Raw genomic sequence first — 24074 nt, 5'->3', positions numbered from 1 at the left:
TTGACGGTCATCGCGAGCAAGCTTCGCTCCTATAAAAACAAGGCCAGCCCCGGGGAATGGGGCTGGCCTTGTTTTTGGTGTGGCCGAGCGAGTGGGCTTACAGCAGGCTGATCGGGTAGCTGATGATCAGGCGGTTCTCGTCGAACTCGTTGGTGCTGAAGTCGCGGCGCATGGTCGAGTTGCGCCATTTGACGTTGAGGTTCTTGAGCGTGCCGCTCTGCACGGTGTAGGCCAGTTCGCTCTCGCGTCCCCATTCCTTGCCGTCGGTGATGGTGCCGGTGTGCACGTTGTCGCCCTTGATGTAGCGGTTCATCAGGGTCAGGCCGGGGATGCCGACCGCGACGAAGTTGTAGTCATGGCGCAGCTGCCAGGATCTTTCCTGGGCATTGTCGTAGCTGGCGTTGTAGCTGTCGTTGGCCAGGGTACCGCCGCTGGTGCCGTTGACGCGCATCCAGGCGTTGTCGCCGGTGAGTTTCTGCAGGCCGACGTAAAAGGTGTGGCCGCCGTACTTGGCCGAGAACAGGCCTGACCAGGTCTTGTTGTCCAGGTCGCCGGCGCGGGCGCTGCCATCCTCCTTGCCGTAGAAGAAGCCGATGTTGGCGCCCAGGGTCCAGTCGCCCAGCGGCTGGCTGTGGATCAGGTTGAGGTATTGCTGGCTGTAGATGTCCTTGAGCTGGGCGTTCCACACCCCGACCTGGGTGCGCTTGTCGTTGAAGCTGTATTCGCCGCCCTGGAAGTTGAAGCGGTCGGAGGTGAAGGCCGCTTTGCCGGTCATCGACATGTCGCTCATGCTGCTGTCGTCACGCGGGCTGTTGGCGCGGAACTGGCCGCCGTAGAGGGTCAGGCCGTCAATTTCCTTCGAGGTGATCTGGCCGCCGCGGAAGGTCTGGGGCAGGGAGCGACCGTCGTCCGAGCGCAGGATCGGCAGCACCGGCATCCATTCGCCGACCTTGACCTCGGTCTGCGACAGGCGGGCCTTGAATGCCACGCCCGTGCGGCCGAAGTGGTCGGCCGGGCGCCCGTCGTGATCCAGCGGCAATAACTGGGTACCGCCGGTGCCTTTGCCGCCATCGAGCTTCAACGAGTACAGCCCCAGTACGTCCATGCCGAACCCGACGGTGCCTTGGGTGAAGCCGGATTTGGCGTCGAGGATGAAGCTCTGCGTCCATTCTTCAGCCTTGCCCTGGGCCTTGCCCGGGTTGGTGAAGTTGCGGTTGATGTAGAAGTTGCGCAGGTTCAGGTTGACCTTGGCGTCTTCGAGAAAGCCGGACTCCGCGGCCATGACCGGCAGGGCCGTGCCGGCGATGCCGACGGCCAGCAGGCTGGGCAGCAGTGAATAGGGAGTGCAAGTGGATGGCTTCATGGATCGGGCTCTCTAATTGTTAGGGGTGAGGCTGGGCGCTGCGGCAACGTCAAGTTGCAGACAAGGTTGAAACCGGGAGGGTGGAGGGAACGGAATCAGCCGGAGCGGGCAGGGCGCGGGGTCATGATGACGAACCTGTTGTTATTGGTTTTTGCAGGTGCGGGGAATGGTGCGTTGGATCAACGACCCTGTTCAATTGGCCTTGGCGGGTTTTGGGCGATTAACGAACACAAGTGGCGACTGCCTTCGGCCCATAAAAAAACCCACCGCAAGGTGGGTTTTTTTCAAGCGGCATGCACTCAGAACAGCTTCAGTGGCGGTGCCTCTTTGCTCACTTCCACTTTCTGCGAACCTTGCTCGTTCCAACCGCCGCCCAGGGCCTTGTACAGATTGACCTCGCTGGTCAGCTGCGCAAGCCGGTCGGTGATCAACGCTTGCTGCGCGCTGAACAGCGAGCGCTGGGCGTCGAGGAAGGTCAGGTTGCTGTCGACACCGATGCGGTAGCGACGCTCGGCCAGGCGGTAGTAGTCCTGGTTGGCGTTGACGAAGTCACGCTGGGCCTGCAACTGCTGGTTGTAGGTCTGGCGTGCGGCCAGGCCATCGGAGACTTCCTGGAAGGCGGTCTGGATGGACTTCTCGTACTGCGCGACGTTGATGTCTTTCTGGATTTTCGAGTAATCCAGGCTGGCGCGCAGGCTGCCGGCGTTGAAGATCGGGATATTGATCTGCGGCGCGAACGACCAGGTGCCCGAGCCGCCCTTGAACAGGCCGCCCATATCCGGGCTCAAGGTCCCGGCATTGGCGGTCAGGCTGATGCTCGGGAAGAACGCCGCGCGTGCCGCGCCAATACTGGCGTTGGCGGCTTTCAGGTTGTGCTCGGCGGCGAGGATGTCCGGACGGCGTTGCAGCAGTTCCGACGGCAGGCCGGCGGGCAACTCGCTGAGCAGGTCGGCCGACAACGGCTGCGGGCTCGGCAGGTTGGCCGGGATCGAGGTACCCAGCAGCAGGGTCAGGCTGTTTTCGTCCTGGGCCACCTGGCGGGTATAACGCGCCAGTTGCACCCGGGCGTTTTCCACCGAGGTCCGCGCCTGGCTCAGGTCCAGGGCCGAGGCCACGCCGACTTCGTTGCTGCGCGAGGTGAGGCGGTAGCTCTCCTCGTAGGCCGCCAGGGTGTCCTGGGTCAGCTTGAGCAGTTCCTTGTCGGCCTGCCAGGTCAGGTAGGCATTGGCCACGCTGGCCACCAGGCTGATCTGCGTGCTGCGCCGGGCCTCTTCGCTGGAGAAGTAGGTCTGCAAGGCCTGCTCGCTCAAGCTGCGAACGCGACCGAACAGGTCCAGCTCATAAGCACTGACACCCAGGGTTGCCGAGTACTGGCTGGAGATGGCCGCTTCACCGGTCTGCGACAACCGTGCCGGGGTGCGTTGACGGCTGCCGCTGCCGTTGGCCGAAACCGCCGGGAACAGGTCCGCGCGCTGGATCTGGTACTGCGCGGCGTAGGCGTCGATGTTCAGCGCCGCGACCCGCAGGTCGCGGTTGTTCACCAGCGCGGTCTGGATCAACTGCTGCAGGGCAGGGTCATGGAAGAACTGCCGCCAGCCCTGTTCGGCGGCTGCCTGGTTGGCAGCCTCCGCAGGCGAATAGGCCGGCCCTTGCGGGTATTGCGCCGCGACCGGCGCTTGCGGCTGCTGATAATCCGGTATCAGCGAGCAACCACTCAGCACGGCGGCGGTGATTGCGAGGGAGAGTAGCGACTTGCTCATTGGCCAGCCTCTTCAGGAGTTTCAGTAGTTTGCGCTTCGTCTGCCTTGCGACGACCCATCTTGGACACGGTGACGAAGAACAAAGGCACCCAGAATATCGCCAGGACAGTCGCGGTGAGCATACCGCCAATCACCCCGGTACCGATCGCATGCTGGCTACCCGAGCCTGCGCCGGTGGAGATGGCCAGCGGTACCACACCGAGCACGAAGGCCAGGGAGGTCATGATGATCGGACGCAGACGCATGCGGCAGGCTTCGATCGCCGCGTCCACCAGGCTGCGACCCTGCTCGTGCAGTTCCTTGGCGAACTCGACGATCAGAATGGCGTTTTTCGCCGCCAGGCCGATGGTTACCAACAGCCCCACCTGGAAGTACACGTCGTTGGACAGGCCGCGCAGGCTGGTCGCCATCAGCGCACCGATGATCCCCAGCGGCACCACCAGCATGACCGCGATCGGAATCGACCAGCTTTCATACAGCGCCGCCAGGCACAGGAACACCATCAGCAGCGACAAGGCGTACAGCGCGGGAGCTTGCGAGCCCGACAGGCGTTCCTCGTAGGACAGCCCGGTCCAGGAGATACCGACACCGGCCGGAAGCTTCTTGGCGATGGCTTCGACTTCGGCCATGGCTTCACCGGTACTGTAGCCCGGCGCCGGGGCACCCAGGACTTCCACCGCTTCCACGCCGTTGTAACGAGCCAGTTTCGGCGAACCGTAGATCCACGTGCCCTTGGCGAAGGAGGCGAACGGTACCATGGTCCCGGCGCTGTTGCGCACGTACCACTTCTTCAGGTCCTCGGGGCTCATGCGAGCGTTAGGCTGACCCTGGATGTACACCTTCTTCACCCGACCGCGGTCGATGAAGTCGTTGACGTAGCTACTGCCCAGGGCAATCGACAAGGTGTTGTTGATGTCGGAGATGGTCACGCCCAGGGCGCTGGCCTTCTCGTCATCGATTTCCAGCTGGTACTGCGGCTCGTCGTTCAGGCCGTTCGGACGCACCTGGGACAGGATCTTGCTTTGCGCCGCCATGCCGAGGAACTGGTTGCGCGCTTCCATCAGTTTTTCGTGGCCGATACCGGCGCGGTCCTGCAGGAACACGTCGAAACCGGTGGCGTTACCCAGCTCCAGTACCGCCGGCGGGGCGAAGGCGAACACCATCGCATCGCGGAAGCTGAAGAAGTGCTGCTGGGCCCGGGCCGCCAGGTTGAACACGCTGTTTTCCACGGAGCGTTCGTCCCACGGCTTGAGCATGATGAACGCCATGCCCGAACTCTGGCCACGACCGGCGAAGTTGAAGCCGTTCACGGTGAAGACCGAGGCCACGGTGTCCTTTTCCTTGTCCAGCAGGTAGGCGCGCATTTCATCGACTACCACCTGGGTCCGCTCGGAACTGGAGCCGGCCGGGGTCTGTACCTGGGCGAACAGTACGCCCTGGTCTTCTTCCGGAAGGAACGCGGACGGGATGCGCATGAACAGCCAGATCATGCCGACCACGATCAGCACGTAGGCCAGCAGGTAAGGCGCCTTGTGTCGCAGGATGTTGCCCACGCCACGCTCGTAGCTTTTGACGCTGCGGTCGAAGTTACGGTTGAACCAGCCGAAGAAACCTTTTTTCGGCGTGCCGTGCTCGCCGTGGGGAATGGCCTTGAGCATGGTGGCGCACAGGGCCGGAGTGAAGATCAGGGCAACCAGGACCGACAACGCCATGGCCGAGACCACGGTGATCGAGAACTGCTTGTAGATCACACCGGTGGAACCGCTGAAGAACGCCATTGGCAGCAGTACCGCCGACAGCACCAGGGCAATACCGACCAGGGCGCCCTGGATCTGGCCCATGGACTTCTTGGTCGCTTCCTTGGGCGACAGGCCTTCCTCGGCCATTACCCGCTCGACGTTTTCCACCACGACGATGGCGTCGTCCACCAGCAAGCCGATGGCCAGCACCATGCCGAACATGGTCAGGGTGTTGATGCTGAAGCCGGCGGCCGCAAGGATACCGAAGGTACCCAGCAACACCACCGGAACGGTCATGGTGGTGATGACGGTGGCGCGGAAGTTCTGCAGGAACAGGAACATCACCAGGAACACCAGCACGATCGCTTCGACCAGGGTTTCAACCACACCCTTGATCGACTCGGTCACCACCGGGGTGGTGTCGTACGGGAACACCACTTTCATCCCTTGCGGGAAGAACGGTTCCAGGTCGCTGATGGTCTTGCGCAGGGCCTTGGCGGTGTCCAGGGCGTTGGCGCCGTTGGCCAGTTTCACGGCCAGGCCGGAAGCCGGGGCACCGTTGAACTGGGCACTGACGGAGTAGTTTTCACCGCCCAGAGCCACATCCGCGACATCGCCCAGACGCACTTGCGAGCCGTCCGCGTTGACCTTCAGCAGGATGGCCTTGAACTGCTCGGCAGTCTGCAGGCGGGTCTTGCCGATGATGGTGGCGTTCAGTTGCTGGCCTGGCAGGGCTGGCAAGCCACCGATCTGGCCGGACGACACCTGGACGTTCTGCGCCGCCACGGCGTTTTTCACGTCGACCGGAGTCAGGTTGAAGTTGTTCAGCTTGGCCGGGTCGAGCCAGATACGCATGGCGTACTGGGCACCGAACACCTGGAAGTCACCCACGCCCGCGGTCCGCGAGATCGGGTCCTGCATGTTGGACACGATGTAGTTCGAGAGGTCGTCCTTGGACATGCTGCCGTCCTCGGAAACCACACCGATCACCAACAGGAAGTTCTTCACCGCCTTGGTTACGCGGATACCCTGTTGCTGCACTTCTTGCGGCAGCAGCGGGGTGGCCAGGTTCAGCTTGTTCTGCACCTGGACCTGCGCGGTGTCCGAGTTGGTGCCCTGCTCGAAGGTCGCAGTAATGGTCATGCTGCCGTCGGAGTTACTTTCCGAGGACACATAACGCAGGTTGTCGATACCGTTGAGCTGCTGCTCGATGACCTGGACCACGGTGTCCTGCACGGTCTGTGCGGAAGCGCCTGGGTAGGTCACGGAGATGGCGATCGCTGGAGGCGCGATGCTCGGGTATTGGTTGATCGGCAATTTGAGGATCGATAGAGCCCCGACCAGCATGATCACCAGGGCGATTACCCAGGCGAAAATCGGACGGTCGATAAAAAATTTCGACATGGTTTACTCCCCTTTGCCGCCTGCAGCTTTGTCAGTTGCCTGTGCAGTGGCCGGGTTTTTTGCTGGAACGTTGGTCGCTTCGCTGGCTTTGACTTCGACGCCAGGTCGGACGAATTGCAGCCCTTCGGTGATCAGGCGATCACCGGCCTTCAGGCCGTCCTCGATCAGCCACTGGTTGCCGACGGTGCGGCTGGCCTTGAGCTGACGCAGTTCAACCTTGTTGTCCGGACCAACCACCAGGGCGGTCGGTGTGCCCTTGAGGTCGCGGGTCACGCCTTGTTGCGGGGCGAGGATCGCCGCGGCATTCACGCCGGCCTGCAGTTGCGCGTGCACGAACATGCCGGGCAGCAGGGTGTGTTCCGGGTTCGGGAACACCGCGCGCAGGGTCACGGAACCGGTGGTTTCGTCGACCGACACTTCGGAGAACTCCAGCTTGCCGTCGAGCTTGTACTGGCTGCCGTCTTCCAGGGTCAGCTTGACCTTGGCGGCGTTGTCGCCGGCCTTCTGCAGGCGACCGCTTTCCAGCTCGCGGCGCAGCTCGAGCAGTTCCACCGACGACTGGGTGACGTCGACGTAGATCGGGTCGAGTTGCTGGATGGTCGCCATGGCGGTGGACTGACCGTTGCTGACCAATGCGCCTTCGGTGACCGAAGAACGGCCGATACGCCCGGAGATCGGCGACAGCACCTTGGTGTAGCGCAGGTCGATCTGGGCGCTCTGCAGCGCGGCTTCCGATTGCAGGCGATTGGCGACGGCGGTGTCGTATTCCTGGCGGCTTACGGCTTGCTCGTCGACCAGCTGCTTGTAGCGATCGGAGATCGACTTGGTCGATTGCAGGTTGGCCTGGGCGCTCTTGAGGGTCGACTCATAGACCGACGGATCGATCTGATAGAGCTGCTGACCTTCCTTGACGTCGCCGCCTTCCTTGAACAGACGCTTGAGAATGATGCCGTTGACCTGAGGACGGACTTCGGCGATCCGGAACGCAGTGGTGCGCCCTGGAAGCTCGGACGTCAGGGTAAAGGCTTGAGGTTGCAGGGTGACTACGCCGACCTGAGGGGCTTGTGGGGCGGGAGCCGCCTCTTCCTTTTTACATCCGCTGAGCAGCGATGCCAGGGCGACGGCAGTGACCAGAGCGGTAACAGCTGGCTTGAGTTGCATGAAGATCCTCGGGTCAGGCGCGCAAAATGCGCACTCGAAAAGTGGAAGGGTAAAAAACGAGTGCTGAGTGGATAAGTAGCTTGCTAAGGAATATACTTACGTTCATGGTTGTTTGTAAATACCTTGGCGGCGTACCCATTCGGTTACAAAAGCCGTTGCAAGTGTCGAATTGTAGGTTGGGCAAACGGCACCCGAGATGCCGTTCCATATTTATTCAGATGAGCTTCATGCATCGCTGAAACATCCTGATCGAGGTTTACTGCCATGGTCCGTCGTACCAAAGAGGAAGCTCAAGAAACCCGCAAACAGATACTCGAGGCGGCCGAAAAAGCCTTCTATGAGCGCGGTGTGGCGCGTACCACCCTGGCCGATATCGCGACTTTGGCCGGTGTCACGCGTGGAGCTATTTACTGGCATTTCAGCAACAAGGCGGATCTGGTGCAGGCCATGCTCGATACCTTGCGCGAGCCGCTGAATGAAATGGCCAGGGCCAGTGAAGACGAAGAGGAAGTCGATCCGCTGGGATGCATGCGCAAGCTGCTGATTCATTTGTTTCATCAAATTGCCCTGGACCCGAAAACCCGACGCATTAATGAGATTTTGTTTCACAAGTGCGAATTCACCGATGAAATGTGCGACTTGCGGCGCCAGCGTCGCGCGGCCAGCCTGGATTGCAACGTGCATATCGAGCTGGCGTTGCGCAATGCCGTGAAGCGGGGACAACTGCCCGAGAACCTCGATACTGCCCGGGCGGCCATCAGTATCCACGCCTATATTGATGGCATTCTTTATCAGTGGCTGTTGGCGCCGGACAGTTTCGAACTCCATAAGGAAGCGGAGCGCTGGATCGATACCGGATTGGACATGCTGCGCCTGAGTCCCAGCCTGCGTAATTGAGACAAAATGCGGAATTACGTCGGCAGATGTCAACGTTTGCGCGTTATAAAACGCGATGTTTTATTCGTCACGGCTCACCGGGATGCCTTTATATACGTGCCGACTTTATCTTGATAGATAGCGAGCTACGTATTTTGTAGGGAAATTGTTGCGAGTATGTGAATGAGTGTGAGTACCGCGGCTTATAAGGGCACCGAGCAACCGGTCAAAGGTATAGCACTGATTTGCCTGGCGGTTTTGCTGTTCGCCAGTCATGACACCCTGTCCAAATACCTGTCCGGGTTCTACCCCATCGTTATGGTGGTCTGGGCCCGGTATGTGGTGCACACGCTGTTGATGCTGGTGGTGTTCGTGCCACGCAGCGGTTTCTCCGCCGTGGTGCGCACCAAGCGCCCGGGCCTGCAACTGTTGCGCGCCTTGTGCCTGATCGGCACCAGCCTGTTTTTCACCACCGGCCTGCGTTATATCCCCCTGGCCGAGGCCACCGCGGTTAACTTCCTCGCGCCTTTGCTGGTTACCGCCTTGTCCGTGCCGCTGCTGGGCGAGCGGGTGACCCGCAGCCAGTGGCTGGCGGTGCTGGCCGGTTTCGTCGGGGTATTGATAGTGATTCGTCCGGGCGGTGCCTTGTTCACCCCGGCGATCCTGCTGCCGCTGTGCTCGGCCTTGTGTTTCGGCTTCTACCAGTTGCTCACCCGCAAGCTCAGCGGGGTCGACAGCCCCACCACCAGCAACTTCCTCACCGGGATTCTCAACAGCCTGATCATGAGCGCGGCGCTGCCGTTCTTCTGGAGCACGCCGACCCTGGGGCACGCCCTCTTCATGATCGGCCTCGGTACCTGCGGCATGCTCGGCCACCTGTTGCTGACCCAGGCTTTCCGCCATGCCGCGCCGGCGATGCTGGCGCCATTCAGTTACGGGCAGATCCTGTTCGCCGGCATGTACGGCTACCTGATCTTCGATCACACCCCGGACAGCTTCGGCATAGTCGGGATCGCGGTGATCTGCCTCAGCGGCCTGGCCGTGGCCTGGGGCCAGCGCAAACGCGGTTGATTGCCTGGCGCCTGTGTCACCTTGGCAGGCATCCCCTTGCTCCTATGGAGGCATGTTTGCGTGACGCAGTAAAAAGCCCCGGCTCTTGCGAGTCCGGGGCTTTTTTATTGAAGCGTCTTACAGCGTCGGGTAGTCGATATAGCCGACCGGGCCCTTGGCGTAGAACAGCTCGGGACGCGCGTCGTTCAGCGGTGCATCGGCCTTCAGGCGGGCCGGCAGGTCCGGGTTGGCGATGAAGGGCACACCGAAGGCCACGGCATCGGCCTTGCCGCTGGCCAGCCAGGCATTGGCGCTGTCCTTGGTGAAGCGTTCGTTGGCGATGTAGGGGCCGCCGAAGGCTTCTTTCAGTTGCGGGCCAAGGCTGTCGGCGCCTTCTTTCTCGCGCGAGCAGATAAAGGCGATACCGCGTTTGCCCAGCTCGCGAGCGACATAGGTGAAGGTTTCGGCCAGATTGTCGTCGCCCATGTCATGGGAGTCGGCCCGTGGCGCCAGGTGTACGCCGACACGGCCAGCGCCCCAGACTTCGATGGCGGCGTCAGTCACTTCCAGCAGCAGGCGGGCGCGGTTTTCCAGGGAGCCGCCGTACTGGTCGGTGCGCTGGTTGGTGGAGCTTTGCAGGAACTGGTCGAGCAGGTAGCCGTTGGCGCCGTGGATTTCCACGCCGTCGAAGCCGGCAGCCTTGGCGTTCTCGGCGCCAACGCGGTAGGCGTCGACGATGTCGGCGATTTCAGCGGTTTCCAGGGCGCGCGGGGTCGGGTAGTCGGCCAGCGGACGCACCAGGCTGACGTGGCCCTTGGGCTGGATGGCGCTGGGCGCGACCGGCGCTTCGCCGTTCAGGTAGCTCGGGTGGGAAACCCGGCCCACGTGCCACAGCTGCAGGAAGATCTTGCCGCCCGCGCCGTGAACGGCCTTGGTCACATTGCTCCAGCCGCGCACCTGGTCGTTGGACCAGATGCCCGGGGTGTCCGGGTAGCCGACGCCCATCGGGGTCACCGAGGTGGCTTCGCTGAGGATCAGGCCGGCGGAGGCGCGTTGTACGTAGTACTCGGCCATCAGCGCGTTCGGCACGCGGCCCTCGTCGGCGCGGCAGCGGGTCAGCGGCGCCATGATGATGCGGTTGGCCAGCTCGAGGTCGCCGAGTTTGATCGGATCGAAAATAGTCGTCATGAAATACACCCTTCTTTAGATGAACGTATCAGTTGGTGGCAGGAGCCAGATCGGCGTTGCCGCCCTGGCGAAAGGTAATCAGCGTCACCAGCAGGGCCAGGACCGCCAGCGCGGCGGCCGCCAGCGGCACGTTGACCAGGCCGTAGCCGTGGGCAATGACGCTGCCGCCGACCCAGGCGCCCAGGGCGTTGCCGATGTTGAAGGCGCCGATGTTCAGCGTGGACACCAGGTTCGGCGCGGCCTTGCCGAAGGTCACCACGTTGACCTGCAGGGCGGGCACCGCGGCGAAGCAGGCGGTGGCCCAGAGGAACAGGGTGACTTCGGTGGGGATCAGCGCGACGCTGGTCCAGGTCAGCACGGAGCTGGTCACGGCCATGGCGATCAGCACGCCGACCAGGGTTCCCGACAGGCTCTTGTCGGCCATCTTGCCGCCGATGATATTGCCCAGGGTCAGGCCCAGGCCGATCAGCACCAGGGTCCAGGTCACGCCCTGGGGCGAGACGCCAGTCACCTCGCCCAGCAGCGGGGCGACATAGGTGAACAGGGTGAACACCGAGGCGGAGAACAGCGCGGTCATGCTCAGCGACAGCCAGATCCCGGCGCCCTTGAGGGCGATCAGTTCCGAACGCATGTCGAGCTTCTCTTCGTCGCGCTTGGCGGGCAGGAAGCGGATCAGGCCGATCAGGGCAATCACGCCGATCACGGTCACCGCCCAGAAGGTCGAACGCCAGCCGGCCTGCTGGCCCAGGGCGGTGCCCAGCGGTACGCCGAGCACGTTGGCCAGGGTCAGGCCGGTGAACATCAGGGCCACGGCGGAAGCACGCTTGTTGGCGGGCACCAGGCCTGCCGCCACCACCGAACCGATACCAAAGAAGGCGCCATGGCACAGGGCGGTGACCACACGGGCGAACATCAGCACGTCGTAGTCACTGGCCAGCGCACACAGCAGGTTGCCGACGATGAAAATCCCCATCAACGCCACCAGGGCGGCCTTGCGCGGCAGCCTGGCGGTGGCCAGGGCCATGAACGGCGCGCCGATCGCCACGCCCAGGGCGTAGCCGGTCACCAGCCAGCCGGCGCCGGGGATCGACACACCCAGGTCGTTCGCCACATCGGGCAGCAGGCCCATGATGACGAACTCGGTGGTGCCGATGGCGAAGGCGCTCAAGGCCAGGATGAGGAGCGAGAGGGGCATTGTCGGGTCCTTGTCAGTCTTTGATGCGAAGTTCTGCGGTCAGCTTCTCGAGGAAGGCCTGGATCACATCTTCGTTGCGTTTGAAAAAGTGCCATTGGCCGGCTTTCTGGCTGCTGATCAGGCCGGCCCGTTGCAAGGTCGCCAGGTGCGCGGAGACGGTCGACTGCGACAGGCCGCAGCGTTGGTCGATCTGTCCGGCGCAGATGCCGTACTCATGGTTGTGGGTCTGATCGGGGAACTGGACCTTCGGGTCCTTGAGCCAGATAAGGATGTCTCGTCGTACTGGGTGCGCCAGGGCTTTTATTATTTCGTCGAGGTCGATGGACATGGCGGTGCTCGTTTTCCGTAAAACGTTATATCGCGATGAGGCGAACTTTAAATCGCTATTTCGCGATATACCAATATGATTTTGATCTGAGATCAGCGTTAATCGGTATATCGGGTTATAACGATATGTGAGGCGCGGTGCTAAGCTGCGCGAATGAATTATCTCGCACATCTGCATCTCGGCGGCCAGCGCCCCGGTCAATTACTCGGCAGTTTGTATGGCGACTTCGTCAAAGGGCGCCTGCAGGGCCAGTTCGACCCGGAAATCGAGGCGGCGATCCAGCTGCATCGCAGCATCGACATCTTTACCGACCGCCATCCGTTGGTGGGCGAGTCGCTGTCGCGTTTTTCCCTGACCCGCCGGCGTTATGCCGGCATCGTCCTGGACGTGTTTTTCGACCACTGCCTGGCCCGGGACTGGATGCTCTATGCCGACCGGCCGTTGGAGTTGTTCACTTCGGACGTATATCGGGTGCTGGCGGCCGAACCCCGGCTGCCCGGGCGCCTGGCGCAGATCGCGCCGCATATGGCCGCCCATGACTGGCTGGGTTCCTACCGCGAGTTCGAGGTGCTGGAGCAGGTGTTGCGGGGGATTGCCCGGCGCCTGTCACGCCCGGAAGAACTGGCGGCGGCGATGGGCGAGCTGGAGCGGCTGTATCAGCCGTTGAGCGAGGATTTCCGGGCGTTCTACCCGCAGTTGCAGGCATTCGCCGCGCAACATATGCAGCCGCGGTAGGAGCCGGCAGGCCGGCTCCTCCTGGCTCAGGCGGCGATCAGGTCGCTGGCACGCCGTGGCTCGGCTGGCTGGGCGATGTCGCCAAACAGAACCTTCTGCACCGCCTGTTGCGCCTGGAACGCCAGCGCGGCGCGCTCCTGGCCCTGGCAGGCAATCGGCTGCAGCAGATGGATTTCCACCCGGCCTTGATCGTTGGCGAACAAACGCATCAGGTGCGACAGCAAGTCGTCGTCGCCGATGAACGGCGCCAGCGGATCGATATCACCATCGCGCAGGTAACGAATGGCCACCGGCTGCAACGCCACGTCGGCGTCGATGGCGCTGGCCAGCAGGCGACCGTGGAAGGTGCGCAGGCTGCGGCCGTCGGTGGTGGTGCCTTCGGGGAACATCAGCAGTGGGTGGGTCTGCTGCAGATGGCGGGTCATCTGTTTGCGGATCAACTGGCTGTCGCCCGAACCGCGGCGGATAAACAGGCTGCCCGCCTTGGCGGCCAGCCAGCCGGCGACCGGCCAGGTGCGCACTTCGGCCTTGGACAGGAACGACAGCGGCGTCAGCGCGCCGAGCAGCGGGATATCGGTCCAGGACACGTGATTGCTGACCCACAGCATCGGCTGCTTCGGCACCTCGCCGTGCACCGTCACGCCGAAGGGCAGGGCATTGCTCAGGCGCGCCATGAAAAAGCGCGACCAGCGCTGGCGCCGGACCATGGAATGGGCGACGCCCAGGCGCTCGAACACGCCGAACACGCAGGCCATGCTCAGGCCCAGCGCCACCACCAGCAGCACCCGGGCGATGCGCCCGTAGACCCGTAGCCGGCGCATCACACGGCCGCCTTGAAGTGACGGGCGTAGCGCGGGCACAGCTCGTCGCGCTTGAGCAGGATGAACACGTCGGCCACCTGGAAATCCTGGTCCCAGCACGGCTCGCCGCAGATCTTCGCGCCCAGGCGCATGTAGGCCTTGAGCAGCGGCGGCATCTCGGCGATGACGTTGGACGGGATATCGAGGTTCGGCAGCGGGTTCTTCGGTTCGGCGCGCAGGTGCTCGGTGCACAGGTAGCGTTCGCGCAGGCGCTGCATGATCGCGTGGGCCTGCACGCCGCCGTCCTGCATCGGGATGCTGGCGCAGCCCATCAAGTAGCTGTAGCCGCCCTGGTTGAGCACTTCGGCCAGCTCGCCCCAGAGCACGGCGATGGTGCCGCCGTTGCGGTAGGCCGGGTCGACGCAGGTCCGGCCGATCTCGAGGATCGGGCCCTTGAGCTGGACCAGGCCGTGCAGGCTGAATTCTTCTTCGCTGTAGAAACGCCCCAGGCTGCTGGCGGCCTGGTGGTCGAGCAGGCGGGTGGTGGCGACCAGGCGGCCGCTGTTCAAGTCACGTACGCCGATGTGGCTGCAGTGGACATCATAGTCATCCATGTCCAGACCCAGCTCAGCGCCTTTCAGTTTGGCGTTGAATTCGCCGCTGAAGACGTTGAAGCGCAGGGCCTGGGCTTCTTGCAGGGCCGCGGCGCCCACCAGGCGCTCGGCTTGCAGGCGGCGTTCATTGCCGGTGTCGCTGATGCGGGCGATCTGAGTCATTGTGAATCTCCGTGCGGGCCACTGACCCGCCTTGGGTTGCAGCCGATCGACTTTGTTGTGCAAAGTCAGGCTATGTAGCCCCGGTGTCATCGCCATGAAGCTTTGGTGATGCTTATATGACAGCCCCTGAGGACCCGCTTATGCCCTGGCAAGCCCTGTTGCACAGCCGTCGCCGGCTGCCCGCCCACCCGGACCTGGCCGAAGGTTATGCCGTGTTGTTACAGGAACTGGGACCGGTGACGCCCTTCGAGCTGGCGGTGCGCGGTGGGCGGTTGATGGCCACCCCGGGGCTGGCCTTCCTGGTGGGCTACCAGGCGGCCTTGCGCATGCTCTGGCCCAGCGCGCCGCTGAGCCTGGGCGCGCTGTGCGCCACCGAGCAGCGCAGCCTGCGCCCGGCTGACATGCAGACCCGGCTGCGGGACCTGCACCTGAACGGGCGCAAGGATTTCGTCACCGCCGGCGATGCCGCCGACTGGCTGCTGATCGCCGCCCGCTGCGAGGCGCAAGGCGAGTCGCCGCGCCTGAGCCTGGCGGTGGTCCATGCCGGCGAGCCCGGGGTCAAGGTCGACAAGCTGCCGGCGATCCCGCTGATGCCGGACATCAGCCACGGCCGCCTGCAATTGGATAACGCCCTGTGCGAACGGCTGGCGGGCGACGGTTGGGATGCCTATGTCAAACCCTTCCGCACCCTGGAAGACATCTATGTACTCAGCGCCATGACCGCCTGGCTGTATGGCGTCGGCCAGGACAACGACTGGCCGCAGACCCTGCTCCTGCAATTGCTGGCCTTGCTCGCCGGTTGCGCGGAAGTCAGCCGGCAGAACCCCTCGCTGAGCAGCGGGCATGTGTTGCTGGGTGGCCTGTTCGCCCAGTTCGACGGGCTCAAGCCGGCCCTTGAGCAGGCCTTTGCCGATGGCCCGGAGCTGTGGGCCGAATTGTGGAAGCGCGATCGGGCGGTGCTGGACCTGGCGGCGGGGGCGCGGAGCAAACGCCTGGCCAAGGCGCTGGCTCTATAGAAGGAGGGACCGCTGTGCGGCCCATCGCGAGCAAGCTCCTACATAAGCAGGGTCGCTTTTCTGTAGGAGCGAGCTTGCTCGCGATAGGTCCGCAGGACCGCCGGCCGGACAAAAACTGTCATCTCTCTGGTCTACCCTCAGCGGGTTCCCTTGCCCGAGTTCCCGCCATGCTCAAAGGCTCGACCCTGCTGCTTGCGTTGCTGTTGATGCTCCCACCCGCCTGGGCCGAGAACTGGCCCGGCGCGCAATGGAGCAAGGGCCCCGCAGCCAGCGGCCCGGCCCTTGAGGCATTGGAGGCCTATGCCTTCGCGCCCCGCAACGAGGCGACCCGCCTGGGCATCCGCAGCGACGCCTTGCTGGTGATCCGCGATGGCCAGTTGATCTATGAGCGTTATGCCGGCCCGACCAACGCCGATACCCCGCACCTGACCTGGTCCATCAGCAAAAGCCTGTTGGCCGCGGTGCTGGGCGTGGCCTATGGCGAAGGGCGTTTCCAGTTGCAGGACAAGGCCGCGCGCTTCCTGCCGGCGCTGCGCCAGCACCCGGACATCAGCCTGGCCGACCTGCTGCACTGGGCCTCGGGCCTGGACTGGCAGGAGGATTACGAGTACGCGCCCCTCAAGTCCTCGGTGGTGGCCATGCTCTACACCCGCGGCCACGGCGATATGGCGAGCTTTACCGCCGAGCACCCGGCCTTCAGCCCGCCGGGGCAGGTGTTTCGTTATTCCAGCGGTGACAGCAACCTGCTGTCGGCGGCCCTGAAAGGCATGCTGGGCGCCCAGCGTTATGCCGACTATCCCTGGCAGGCGCTGTTCGAGCCCCTGGGCATTACCCACGCCGTGTGGGAAAGCGATGCTACCGGCACCTTCGTCGGTTCCTCCTATGCCTACCTCACTGCCCGCGATCTGGCGCGGGTCGGCCTGTTGATGCTGCGCGACGGGCGCTGGGGCGAGCGCCAGTTGCTACCCAGGGACTGGGTCGAATTCAATCGCACGCCGTTCGCCGGTTATCAGGCCAATCAGGACGAGTTGGTGCCCGGCGGCCATTGGTGGCTCAACCGCGCCGTTGGCGGCGCCCCGTCGCCCTGGCCGGATGCGCCGGCCGATACCTTCGCGGCACTGGGCCATTGGGGGCAGGCGCTGTACGTGATCCCCAGCGCCGGGCTGGTGATCGTGCGTTATGCCGACGACCGCGACGGCAGCTATAGCCACAACGCATTGCTCAAGCTGGCCCTGGCGGCCTTCGCCCGGCAGGTGCAGCCATGAGCCGGCGTCCGTGGCTCGTGCGCCATCCCTTTGCCAGCCTGCTGTTGCTGGCGCTGTTGGCCTTGCTCGGCTGGGGCTGGAGCGAGCGGGTCGCCCTGCGGGCCTTCCCGGACATCCTCAGCGCCTACAGCGCCAAGGAGTACTGCTCCTGCCGCTACGTGATGCACAACGCCGCCGAGTACTGCGAAGGTTATGTGCAGCAGTACTTGCCACTCAAAAGCCTGCAGGACGATGCCGAGCACAAGCGGGTCAGCGCCAGCGGCCTGGGACGCAGCCACAGCGCTGTCTGGCTGGGCGAACGCCAGGGCTGTCGACTGGAGCCCTGAACGGCGCCGCGTAAAGATCGGTAATCCTTTCCCGGGGCTGCCAGCCCCCATGCTGATTGGCTCCCCGCACAAGGTTCCACCCTGTGGAACCACATTTGATTGTCGCGGCAGGCGGCTCGCGGTTATCTGAGGGCACGCCGCGATCACGCCTTGCCGCACCGTGAGACGCTCCGAAAAAAAGAACGGGATTACACCCGGCCCGAGGAGATACGTCATGACCCGTTTCCCGCATATCTTTGCCTGGCTCGACGACGTCGCCAGCGACCTGCGCGCCGTGCGCCAGGACATCCACGCCCACCCCGAACTCGGTTTCGAGGAGAACCGCACCTCGGCGCTGGTCGCCCGTTCCCTGGAGGAGTGGGGCTACCAAGTGCATAGCGGTATCGGCAAGACCGGCGTGGTCGCTGTGCTGCGCAATGGCAACAGCCCGCGCCGGCTTGGCCTGCGCGCCGACATGGACGCCTTGCCGATCATCGAGAACAGCGGCGTGGCCTACAGCAGCCGCCACAGCGGATGCATGCATGCCTGCGGGCACGACGGCCACACCGCCATGCTTCTCGGCGCGGCGCGTTACCTGGCGGCCACGCGCCAGTTCGACGGCACCCTGACCCTGATTTTCCAGCCGGCCGAAGAAGGCCAGGGCGGCGCCGAGGCGATGCTCGCCGACGGCCTGCTGGAGCGTTTCCCCTGCGACGCGTTGTTCGGCATGCACAACATGCCGGGGCTGCCGGCCGGTCACCTGGGGTTTCGCCAAGGGCCGATGATGGCCTCCCAGGACCTGCTCACCGTGACTCTTGAAGGCGTGGGCGGGCACGGTTCGATGCCGCATCTGACGGTCGACCCGCTGGTAGCCGCGGCCAGTGTGGTGATGGCCTTGCAAACCGTGGTGGCGCGCAACATCGATGCCCAGGAGGCGGCGGTGGTGACGGTCGGTGCGCTGCAGGCCGGCGAGGCGGCCAACGTGATTCCGCAACAGGCGTTGCTGCGCCTGAGCCTGCGGGCGCTGAACGCACCAGTGCGCGAGCAGATGCTCGAACGGGTCAGGACGATCATCCACACCCAGGCCCAGAGCTTCGGCTGCTCGGCCAGCATCGAACACCGCCCGGCCTATCCGGTGCTGGTCAACAGCCCGGAGCAGACCGAATTCGCCCGCCAGGTCGGGGTGGCGCTGCTGGGCGAGCAGGCGGTCGACGGCAACACGCGCAAGCTGATGGGCAGTGAAGACTTCGCCTGGATGCTGCAGCGCTGCCCTGGCAGCTACCTGTTCATCGGCAACGGCCTGTCCCGGCCGATGGTTCACAACCCCGGCTACGACTTCAACGACGACATCCTGCTGACCGGCGCCGCCTATTGGGCCGCGCTGGCCGAGAGCTGGCTCGAGCCGGCCTGAGTTTTCCCTTTCTTCTGCCGCTGAATCGGGCGCCGTGGCGCCCGGCACTTCCCATAAGGGGCCGACTCGTTACCCGAGAGGCCCGACAAGAATAGAAGGACAGCGCTCATGCACACCTCGAAATCCAGTGTTTCGCGTACCCGGCAAGTGGTCGCCGCAGTGATCGGCAACGCCCTGGAGTGGTACGACTTCATCGTCTACGGCTTTCTGGCCAGCATCATCGCCCGGCAGTTTTTTCCCTCCGACGACGAGTACGCCTCGCTGCTGATGGCCCTGGCCACCTTTGGCGTGGGCTTTTTCATGCGCCCGGTGGGCGGCATCCTGCTGGGCATGTATTCGGACCGCAAAGGCCGCAAAGCGGCCATGCAACTGATCATCCGCTTGATGACAGTCTCCATCGCCCTGATCGCCTTTGCCCCCAACTACGCGGCCATCGGCATGGGCGCGCCGCTGATGATCGTGGTCGCGCGCATGCTGCAGGGCTTCGCCACCGGCGGCGAATACGCCAGCGCCACGGCCTTCCTGGTGGAAAGCGCGCCGGCGCACCGCAAGGGCCTGTACGGTTCCTGGCAACTGGTCGGGCAATGCCTGGCGGTGTTCTCCGGGGCGGCGATGGTGGCGTTGGTCACTCATCTGTTCTCGCCCGAGGACCTCGATCTGTGGGGCTGGCGCCTGCCGTTCGTCATCGGCTTGCTGATCGGCCCGGTGGGCCTGTGGATCCGCAAGTACATGGAGGAGCCGGAAGCCTTCGTCGAGGCCCGCAGGCAGGTGCGCGGCAACGGCCCGGGCCTGATGCAGGTGCTGCGCGAGCACCGGCGCAGCATCCTGGTGTCCATGGGCCTGGCCTGCGGGGCGACGGTGTCGTTCTACGTGGTGCTGGTGAACATGCCGACCTTCGCCCACAAGAACCTCGGCTTGCCGCTGGACCAGGTGTTGCTGGTGCAGATGTTCGCGGTGGCGCTGATGACGGTGGTGATTCCATTGTCCGGCGCCCTGTCGGACCGGCTGGGGCGGCGCCCGGTGTTGCTGGCCTTCACCCTGGCGTTTTTCGTCATGGTGTACCCGCTGTACGTCTGGGTCGCCGCGGCGCCCTCGATCGAGCGGCTGCTGGTGATGCAGGTGCTGCTGTGCAGCGCCATCGGCGGTTTCTTTGGCCCGGCGCCGACGGCGCTGGCCGAACAGTTCCCGGTGCAGGTGCGTTCCACCGGGGTGTCGGTGGCTTACAACGTGGCGGTCATGGTCTTCGGCGGTTTTGCCCCGCTGATCGTGACCTGGCTCAGCAAGGTACTGGGCACCCCGGTGGCTCCGGCGTTTTATGTCTTGTTTGCCTGCGTGTTGACGCTGCTGGGCACTTATTGCCTGCATGAGGCACCCAAAGAGAAGAAACCGAGCACACTGAATTTCGGGGTGAAGCCTTGATGGATATCGCAATACAAGACCTTGGACCTATTGTCGAACTGGGCGCCGTCGAGCTGTCCCGGGCGATCCACGCCCGCAGGTTTTCCTGCCGCGAAGTGATGTCGGCCTACCTGGACCGGATCGAGCGCTGCAATCCCCGGGTCAATGCCCTGGTGTCCCTGCGCGAGCGCCAGGTGCTGCTGGCCGAGGCCGAGGCGCGCGACCGCCAGCTGGACCGGGGCCAGTCCCTGGGCTGGATGCACGGCATGCCGCAGGCGATCAAGGACCTGGCGGCCACCGCCGGGCTGCGCACGACCCTGGGCTCGCCGCTGTTCGCCGAACAGATCCCGGCCCATGACGCCATTTGCGTGGAGCGGGTCCGGGCCAGCGGGGCGATCATCGTCGGCAAGAGCAACGTGCCGGAGTTTGGCCTGGGCTCGCAGACCTACAACAAGGTGTTCGGCACCACCGGCAATGCCTACGACCCGACGTTGAATGCTGGCGGCAGCAGTGGCGGGGCGGCGGTGGCCCTGGCGCTGCGCATGCTGCCGGTGGCCGATGGCAGCGACATGATGGGCTCGTTGCGCAACCCGGCGGCCTTCAACAATGTCTTCGGCCTGCGCCCGTCCCAGGGGCGGGTGCCCCACGGCCCGGCACCGGAGCTGTTCGTCCAGCAACTGGCCACCGAGGGGCCGATGGGCCGCAGCGTGGCCGATATCGCGTGCCTGCTGGCCACCCAGGCCGGGTACGACCCGCGGGTGCCCTTGTCGCTCAAGGACGACCCGGCGATCTTCAACGAGCCTTTGCAGCGGGACTTTCGCGGCACGCGTGTGGGCTGGCTGGGGGACTACGACGGCTATCTGGCCATGGACGATGGTGTGCTGGCGCTGTGCGAGTCGGCGCTGGGGGATTTTCGCCAGCTGGGCTGCGAGGTCGAGGCCTGCCAGCCGGCGTTTTCCATGGCGGCGCTGTGGCAGTGCTGGCTGGTGCACCGGCATTGGCTGGTCCAGGGCAACCTGGGGCCGCTGTATGCCGACCCGCAGAAGCGCCAGCTGCTCAAACCCGAGGCGCAGTGGGAAGTCGAGGGCGGGCTGCGCCTGAGCGCGGCGGATGTCTACCAGGCCTCGCAGATTCGCAGCGACTGGTACCGGGCCCTGGAGCGCCTGTTCGAACGTTACGATTTCCTGCTGTTGCCCAGCGCCCAAGTGTTCCCTTTCGATGCAGGGGTGCCTTGGCCGCGCCTTGTCGGAGGGCGGGAAATGGACACTTACCATCGCTGGATGGAAGTGGTGATCGGCCCGACCCTGGCCGGCCTGCCGAGCCTCAGCGTGCCGGTCGGCTTCAATCCGGCGGGCTTGCCCATGGGCATGCAGATCATCGGCCCGGCCCAGGCCGACCGGGCGGTGTTGCAGCTCGGTCATGCCCACGAACAACTGACGCAGTGGGTCAGGCGCCGGCCGCCGGGTCATCCGTTGTAACCCTCGAACCGGGGTGTGCGGGTTTATCGGGCCCGCATCTTGCTGCGTAAAACGCTCATCCATCCGCTTATCAGGGAGGTCGGCATATGGCCAGCAAGGTAGAAACCGGCAGTGTGCGTTCGGTCGAACGGGCCTTGGCGATCGTCGAACTGCTGGGCCAGCACCAGGCCCTGGGCCTGGAGGAGCTGCACTACCTGACGGCGCTGCCCAAGGCCACGGTGTCGCGCATGCTCCTGACGTTGCAGGAGCAGGGCTGGATCTATCGCGGCCTGAGCGACCGGCGCTACCGGCTGTGCGCCAGGCGGCTGTTCGGCGACCAGCAGCAACGCTTCAAGCGGCAACTGGTGGAGCGCGCCGCGCCCTGGTTACAGGCGCTGAGCGAGCGCACCGGGCTGGTGGTCGACCTGTCGTGTTTCGACGGCGAGCGCCTGGAGGTCATGGAAAGTTCGATCCCGGCGGTGCTGCGCAAGCGTTATCCGCATAACTGCCAGATCGTCGGCCACTATTCGAGCCTGTTCCATTCGGCGATGGGCAAGGCGTGCCTGGCCGAGCTGGATCACGAGCAGGTCCAGCGCCTGGCCGTCCGCGAGCGGGTGCCCCAGGAGGACCAGTACCGCGCCTGCGAACAATCCCAGCATCAAGGGTTCGGCCAGCGCACCGAAGGTTATTGGGAGTACCCGGTGCGGCTGCCGTTCCTGATCCGCGCCGTGGCCTTGCCGATTCGTGACCAGGGCCGGCTGGTGGGCAGCATGGCCCTGCACTGGCCGATGGACCAGGCGCCGGTGGAGCGGGTGCTGAGTTTGCACCTGGACAGCCTCGCGGCGACTGTCCACGATGTCGAGCGCAGCCTGTAGCCGCTGCCGAAGGCTGCGATCTGCCGGCACAGCCGTGACATTCTCGCGGGCGCAGGAGGTCCTGCGGGTCTTTCGCAGCCTGGGGCAGCGGCTAGGGAATTCACCGTTCGGGGCTGGTCGCTGTTTGCAAGCGCACGCGGGCCGGTTAAGGTTCGGCTCAGATTTCTCGACCCCATGAGTCTTCCATGTTCAACGCTTCTTTCCCTAAAGCCCTGGGCGCTTTGCTGCTGGCCTGCGCGGCCTGGCCGGCCCAGGCCAACTGGTACCTGGACAACGAGTCCTCGCGCCTGTCGTTCGTCACCACCAAAAACGCCAATGTTTCGGAAGTCCATCGTTTCCTGGTCCTGCACGGCAAGGTCGACGCCAAGGGCATGGCGCAGCTGGAAGTCGAGCTGGACTCGATCAACAGCGGGATTCCGCTGCGTGACGAGCGCATGCGCAAGGAGCTGTTCGAGATCGAGCGGCATCCGGATGCTCTGATCAATGCTCAGATCAACCTGCGTCCGATCAACGACCTGGCGCCCGGCGCGCAGATCGAGCTGCGTTTGCCGGTCAATGTCACCCTGCACGGCAAACAGCATGAATACAGCGCCGAACTGCTGGCCACGCGCCTGGACGATCGGCGTTTCCAGGTGGTGACCCTGGAGCCGTTGATGCTCAACGCCGCCGATTTCGACCTGGTGCCGGGGCTCGAAACCCTGCGCAAGGCGGCCGGCCTGTCGGCGATCAGTCTGTCGGTGCCGGTGGGTGCGGTGCTGATCTTCACGGCGCGCTGATATGGCGGGCGCGGTCTTTCCCTGGCGTGAAGGCAATCGTTTCGAGTTGCTGATCGACGGTCCGAGTTTTTTCCCGCGGATGCTGGTGGCGATCGCCCGTGCCCGTGAGCAGGTGGAACTGGAGCTGTACCTGGTGGAGGCGGGCGCCTGTGCCGAAGCCATGGTCCAGGCCCTGACCCAGGCCGCGGAGCGCGGGGTGCGGGTGCGTTGCCTGTTCGACGACTACGGCAGCCTGGCCTTCACCCTGGGCCTGCGCCAGCGCCTGACGGGCGCCGGGGTCGAACTGCGCTTCTACAATCGCCTGAGCTGGCGCCGCGGGGTGCGCAACCTGTATCGCGACCATCGCAAACTGTTGCTGGTGGATCAGGAACTGGCAGTGGTCGGCGGCACCGGGGTGACCGATGAATTCTGGAACCCGCTGCAGGACAGCTGCGACTGGCATGAGGTCATGGTGGAAATCAGCGGCCCGCTGGTGCTCGACTGGCAGATGCTGTTCGACCGGCAGTGGATTGCCAACCGCCATCGCACCGCCTGGAAGCCGGCGTCGAACTTCGGCTTGCCACGCCTGCCGCGGGTGCCGGCCCAGGGCGAGGGCATGGGCCGGGTGGCCTATGCCGACGCCCGGCAACACCGGGATATTCTGCAATCGCTGGTGCGCGCGCTGAACAGCGGGCAACGGCGAATCTGGCTGGCGACCCCGTATTTCCTGCCGACCTGGAAGGTCCGCCGCTCACTGCGCCGTGCCGCCGGGCGCGGAGTGGACGTGCGCCTGCTGCTGACCGGGCCGCGCACCGATCACCCGTCGGTGCGTTATGCCGGGCATCGTTATTACCCGCGCCTGCTGCGGGCCGGGGTGAAGATCTTCGAATACCAGCCGCGTTTCCTGCACCTGAAGATGGTGCTGATCGACGATTGGGTGAGCATCGGCTCGTGCAATTTCGATCACTGGAACCTGCGCTTCAACCTCGAGGCCAACCTCGAAGCCCTCGACATGCCGCTCACCGATGCGGTGGTTGCAAGCTTCCTCGCCGACTTCGACCAGAGCCAGGAAGTCAGCCTCGAAGCCTGGAAGAACCGCCCGCTGTGGCGGCGGGTCAAGCAGCGGATCTGGGGCTGGGTGGACCGGCTGGTGGTCAACCTGCTCAATCGCCGCGACTGAACGGGCCTTGGCCTGAGCAAGCTCGCTCCTACGAGAA

At 64.3% G+C, this 24074-nt stretch carries 20 protein-coding genes and 1 pseudogene; 12 read left to right on the top strand and 9 right to left on the bottom strand.

Annotated elements, in window-relative coordinates; genetic code table 11:
* Window positions 1-97: 97 nt before the first annotated feature.
* The 4 genes from BMY68_RS18755 to emhA form a co-directional block, all read right to left on the bottom strand.
* Window positions 98-1363 carry an OprD family porin gene (locus BMY68_RS18755; RefSeq protein WP_085530020.1) on the bottom strand — a complete coding sequence of 422 codons (1266 nt, stop codon included), beginning with the start codon at window positions 1361-1363 and terminating at the stop codon, window positions 98-100.
* 299 nt (window positions 1364-1662) lie between these two features.
* A complete protein-coding gene (adeC, locus tag BMY68_RS18750) occupies window positions 1663-3123 on the bottom strand; it encodes an AdeC/AdeK/OprM family multidrug efflux complex outer membrane factor (RefSeq protein WP_062823453.1) in 1461 nt (486 codons plus the stop codon).
* Window positions 3120-6266, bottom strand: coding sequence for an efflux RND transporter permease subunit EmhB (emhB, locus tag BMY68_RS18745; RefSeq protein ID WP_085530021.1), 3147 nt, complete (start codon window positions 6264-6266; stop codon window positions 3120-3122). Before emhB ends, adeC begins: the two co-directional genes overlap by 4 nt.
* Window positions 6267-6269: 3 nt before the next feature.
* Complete coding sequence (gene emhA, locus BMY68_RS18740; RefSeq protein WP_009042509.1) at window positions 6270-7427, bottom strand: efflux RND transporter periplasmic adaptor subunit EmhA; 1158 nt, start codon at window positions 7425-7427, stop codon at window positions 6270-6272.
* 264 nt (window positions 7428-7691) lie between these two features.
* Between emhA and emhR the strand changes: the two genes are divergently transcribed.
* Together emhR and BMY68_RS18730 are read left to right on the top strand one after the other, a co-directional pair.
* Entirely contained in the window at window positions 7692-8324 is a 633-nt protein-coding gene (emhR, locus tag BMY68_RS18735; protein ID WP_009042510.1) for an efflux system transcriptional repressor EmhR, read from the top strand.
* Window positions 8325-8486: 162 nt separating this feature from the next.
* Entirely contained in the window at window positions 8487-9374 is an 888-nt protein-coding gene (locus tag BMY68_RS18730; RefSeq protein WP_009042511.1) for a DMT family transporter, read from the top strand.
* Between the two features lie 117 nt (window positions 9375-9491).
* Here BMY68_RS18730 and BMY68_RS18725 read toward each other — a convergent pair whose 3' ends face one another.
* The 3 genes from BMY68_RS18725 to BMY68_RS18715 are packed head-to-tail and all read right to left on the bottom strand — an operon-like array spanning window position 9492 to window position 12064.
* Window positions 9492-10541 (bottom strand): alkene reductase, encoded by a 1050-nt coding sequence (locus BMY68_RS18725; RefSeq protein ID WP_009042512.1) that lies wholly within the window; start codon window positions 10539-10541, stop codon window positions 9492-9494.
* A gap of 28 nt (window positions 10542-10569) precedes the next feature.
* Window positions 10570-11736, bottom strand: a complete 1167-nt coding sequence (locus BMY68_RS18720) for an MFS transporter (RefSeq protein ID WP_085530022.1) — start codon at window positions 11734-11736, stop codon at window positions 10570-10572.
* 13 nt (window positions 11737-11749) lie between these two features.
* Window positions 11750-12064: an ArsR/SmtB family transcription factor gene (locus BMY68_RS18715; protein WP_007926562.1), complete on the bottom strand. Its 315-nt coding sequence runs from the start codon at window positions 12062-12064 to the stop codon at window positions 11750-11752.
* 153 nt (window positions 12065-12217) lie between these two features.
* Between BMY68_RS18715 and BMY68_RS18710 the strand changes: the two genes are divergently transcribed.
* Complete coding sequence (locus BMY68_RS18710; protein WP_009042514.1) at window positions 12218-12799, top strand: acyl carrier protein phosphodiesterase; 582 nt, start codon at window positions 12218-12220, stop codon at window positions 12797-12799.
* A 26-nt stretch (window positions 12800-12825) separates the two neighbouring features.
* Here the strand turns inward: BMY68_RS18710 and BMY68_RS18705 are convergent, their stop codons facing one another.
* Entirely contained in the window at window positions 12826-13620 is a 795-nt protein-coding gene (locus tag BMY68_RS18705; RefSeq protein WP_009042515.1) for a lysophospholipid acyltransferase family protein, read from the bottom strand.
* Window positions 13620-14375 (bottom strand): L-ornithine N(alpha)-acyltransferase, encoded by a 756-nt coding sequence (olsB, locus tag BMY68_RS18700; RefSeq protein ID WP_007926556.1) that lies wholly within the window; start codon window positions 14373-14375, stop codon window positions 13620-13622. Before olsB ends, BMY68_RS18705 begins: the two co-directional genes overlap by 1 nt.
* 140 nt (window positions 14376-14515) lie before the next feature.
* Here olsB and BMY68_RS18695 point away from each other — a divergent pair, with 140 nt between their 5' ends.
* The 9 genes and pseudogenes from BMY68_RS18695 to BMY68_RS18655 all read left to right on the top strand — a co-directional run bounded on the left by BMY68_RS18695 (window position 14516) and on the right by BMY68_RS18655 (window position 24037).
* A complete protein-coding gene (locus tag BMY68_RS18695) occupies window positions 14516-15391 on the top strand; it encodes an acyl-CoA dehydrogenase family protein (protein WP_085530023.1) in 876 nt (291 codons plus the stop codon).
* Window positions 15392-15558: 167 nt separating this feature from the next.
* The gene (locus BMY68_RS18690; protein WP_085530024.1) at window positions 15559-16656 is read left to right on the top strand and encodes a serine hydrolase domain-containing protein; all 1098 of its coding nucleotides are present in this window, start codon (window positions 15559-15561) and stop codon (window positions 16654-16656) included.
* On the top strand, window positions 16653-16982 hold the full coding sequence (locus BMY68_RS18685) for an amidase (RefSeq protein ID WP_085530025.1): 330 nt from the start codon (window positions 16653-16655) through the stop codon (window positions 16980-16982). The genes BMY68_RS18690 and BMY68_RS18685 overlap by 4 nt, the downstream gene beginning before the upstream one ends.
* Window positions 16983-17196: 214 nt before the next feature.
* A pseudogene (locus BMY68_RS18680) lies at window positions 17197-18406 on the top strand (M20 aminoacylase family protein); the annotation flags it as partial.
* Window positions 18407-18480: 74 nt separating this feature from the next.
* Window positions 18481-19791: a citrate-proton symporter gene (locus BMY68_RS18675; protein ID WP_092160507.1), complete on the top strand. Its 1311-nt coding sequence runs from the start codon at window positions 18481-18483 to the stop codon at window positions 19789-19791.
* The gene (locus tag BMY68_RS18670) at window positions 19791-21248 is read left to right on the top strand and encodes an amidase (RefSeq protein WP_085530027.1); all 1458 of its coding nucleotides are present in this window, start codon (window positions 19791-19793) and stop codon (window positions 21246-21248) included. Before BMY68_RS18675 ends, BMY68_RS18670 begins: the two co-directional genes overlap by 1 nt.
* Before the next feature lie 86 nt (window positions 21249-21334).
* The gene (locus BMY68_RS18665; protein ID WP_007927441.1) at window positions 21335-22102 is read left to right on the top strand and encodes an IclR family transcriptional regulator; all 768 of its coding nucleotides are present in this window, start codon (window positions 21335-21337) and stop codon (window positions 22100-22102) included.
* Between the two features lie 185 nt (window positions 22103-22287).
* Window positions 22288-22878 (top strand): YceI family protein, encoded by a 591-nt coding sequence (locus BMY68_RS18660; protein ID WP_085530028.1) that lies wholly within the window; start codon window positions 22288-22290, stop codon window positions 22876-22878.
* 1 nt (window position 22879) lies between these two features.
* A complete protein-coding gene (locus BMY68_RS18655) occupies window positions 22880-24037 on the top strand; it encodes a phospholipase D-like domain-containing protein (protein WP_062823445.1) in 1158 nt (385 codons plus the stop codon).
* Window positions 24038-24074 lie beyond the last annotated feature (37 nt).

Origin of the sequence: Pseudomonas sp. NFACC41-3, assembly GCF_900109505.1 — a bacterium.
Lineage (GTDB): Bacteria > Pseudomonadota > Gammaproteobacteria > Pseudomonadales > Pseudomonadaceae > Aquipseudomonas > Aquipseudomonas chlororaphis.
Note: the sequence above shows the minus strand (reverse complement) of the source record. Positions and strands in the feature narration are given on the sequence as shown.

What these genes read in the sequence shown, in the direction of transcription:
- BMY68_RS18755 (WP_085530020.1), bottom strand. Translation starts at nt 1,363, where the DNA reads ATGAAGCCATCCACTTGCACTCCCTATTCACTGCTGCCCAGCCTGCTG.
- adeC (WP_062823453.1), bottom strand. Translation starts at nt 3,123, where the DNA reads ATGAGCAAGTCGCTACTCTCCCTCGCAATCACCGCCGCCGTGCTGAGT.
- emhB (WP_085530021.1), bottom strand. Translation starts at nt 6,266, where the DNA reads ATGTCGAAATTTTTTATCGACCGTCCGATTTTCGCCTGGGTAATCGCC.
- emhA (WP_009042509.1), bottom strand. Translation starts at nt 7,427, where the DNA reads ATGCAACTCAAGCCAGCTGTTACCGCTCTGGTCACTGCCGTCGCCCTG.
- emhR (WP_009042510.1), top strand. Translation starts at nt 7,692, where the DNA reads ATGGTCCGTCGTACCAAAGAGGAAGCTCAAGAAACCCGCAAACAGATA.
- BMY68_RS18730 (WP_009042511.1), top strand. Translation starts at nt 8,487, where the DNA reads ATGAGTGTGAGTACCGCGGCTTATAAGGGCACCGAGCAACCGGTCAAA.
- BMY68_RS18725 (WP_009042512.1), bottom strand. Translation starts at nt 10,541, where the DNA reads ATGACGACTATTTTCGATCCGATCAAACTCGGCGACCTCGAGCTGGCC.
- BMY68_RS18720 (WP_085530022.1), bottom strand. Translation starts at nt 11,736, where the DNA reads ATGCCCCTCTCGCTCCTCATCCTGGCCTTGAGCGCCTTCGCCATCGGC.
- BMY68_RS18715 (WP_007926562.1), bottom strand. Translation starts at nt 12,064, where the DNA reads ATGTCCATCGACCTCGACGAAATAATAAAAGCCCTGGCGCACCCAGTA.
- BMY68_RS18710 (WP_009042514.1), top strand. Translation starts at nt 12,218, where the DNA reads ATGAATTATCTCGCACATCTGCATCTCGGCGGCCAGCGCCCCGGTCAA.
- BMY68_RS18705 (WP_009042515.1), bottom strand. Translation starts at nt 13,620, where the DNA reads ATGCGCCGGCTACGGGTCTACGGGCGCATCGCCCGGGTGCTGCTGGTG.
- olsB (WP_007926556.1), bottom strand. Translation starts at nt 14,375, where the DNA reads ATGACTCAGATCGCCCGCATCAGCGACACCGGCAATGAACGCCGCCTG.
- BMY68_RS18695 (WP_085530023.1), top strand. Translation starts at nt 14,516, where the DNA reads ATGCCCTGGCAAGCCCTGTTGCACAGCCGTCGCCGGCTGCCCGCCCAC.
- BMY68_RS18690 (WP_085530024.1), top strand. Translation starts at nt 15,559, where the DNA reads ATGCTCAAAGGCTCGACCCTGCTGCTTGCGTTGCTGTTGATGCTCCCA.
- BMY68_RS18685 (WP_085530025.1), top strand. Translation starts at nt 16,653, where the DNA reads ATGAGCCGGCGTCCGTGGCTCGTGCGCCATCCCTTTGCCAGCCTGCTG.
- BMY68_RS18675 (WP_092160507.1), top strand. Translation starts at nt 18,481, where the DNA reads ATGCACACCTCGAAATCCAGTGTTTCGCGTACCCGGCAAGTGGTCGCC.
- BMY68_RS18670 (WP_085530027.1), top strand. Translation starts at nt 19,791, where the DNA reads ATGGATATCGCAATACAAGACCTTGGACCTATTGTCGAACTGGGCGCC.
- BMY68_RS18665 (WP_007927441.1), top strand. Translation starts at nt 21,335, where the DNA reads ATGGCCAGCAAGGTAGAAACCGGCAGTGTGCGTTCGGTCGAACGGGCC.
- BMY68_RS18660 (WP_085530028.1), top strand. Translation starts at nt 22,288, where the DNA reads ATGTTCAACGCTTCTTTCCCTAAAGCCCTGGGCGCTTTGCTGCTGGCC.
- BMY68_RS18655 (WP_062823445.1), top strand. Translation starts at nt 22,880, where the DNA reads ATGGCGGGCGCGGTCTTTCCCTGGCGTGAAGGCAATCGTTTCGAGTTG.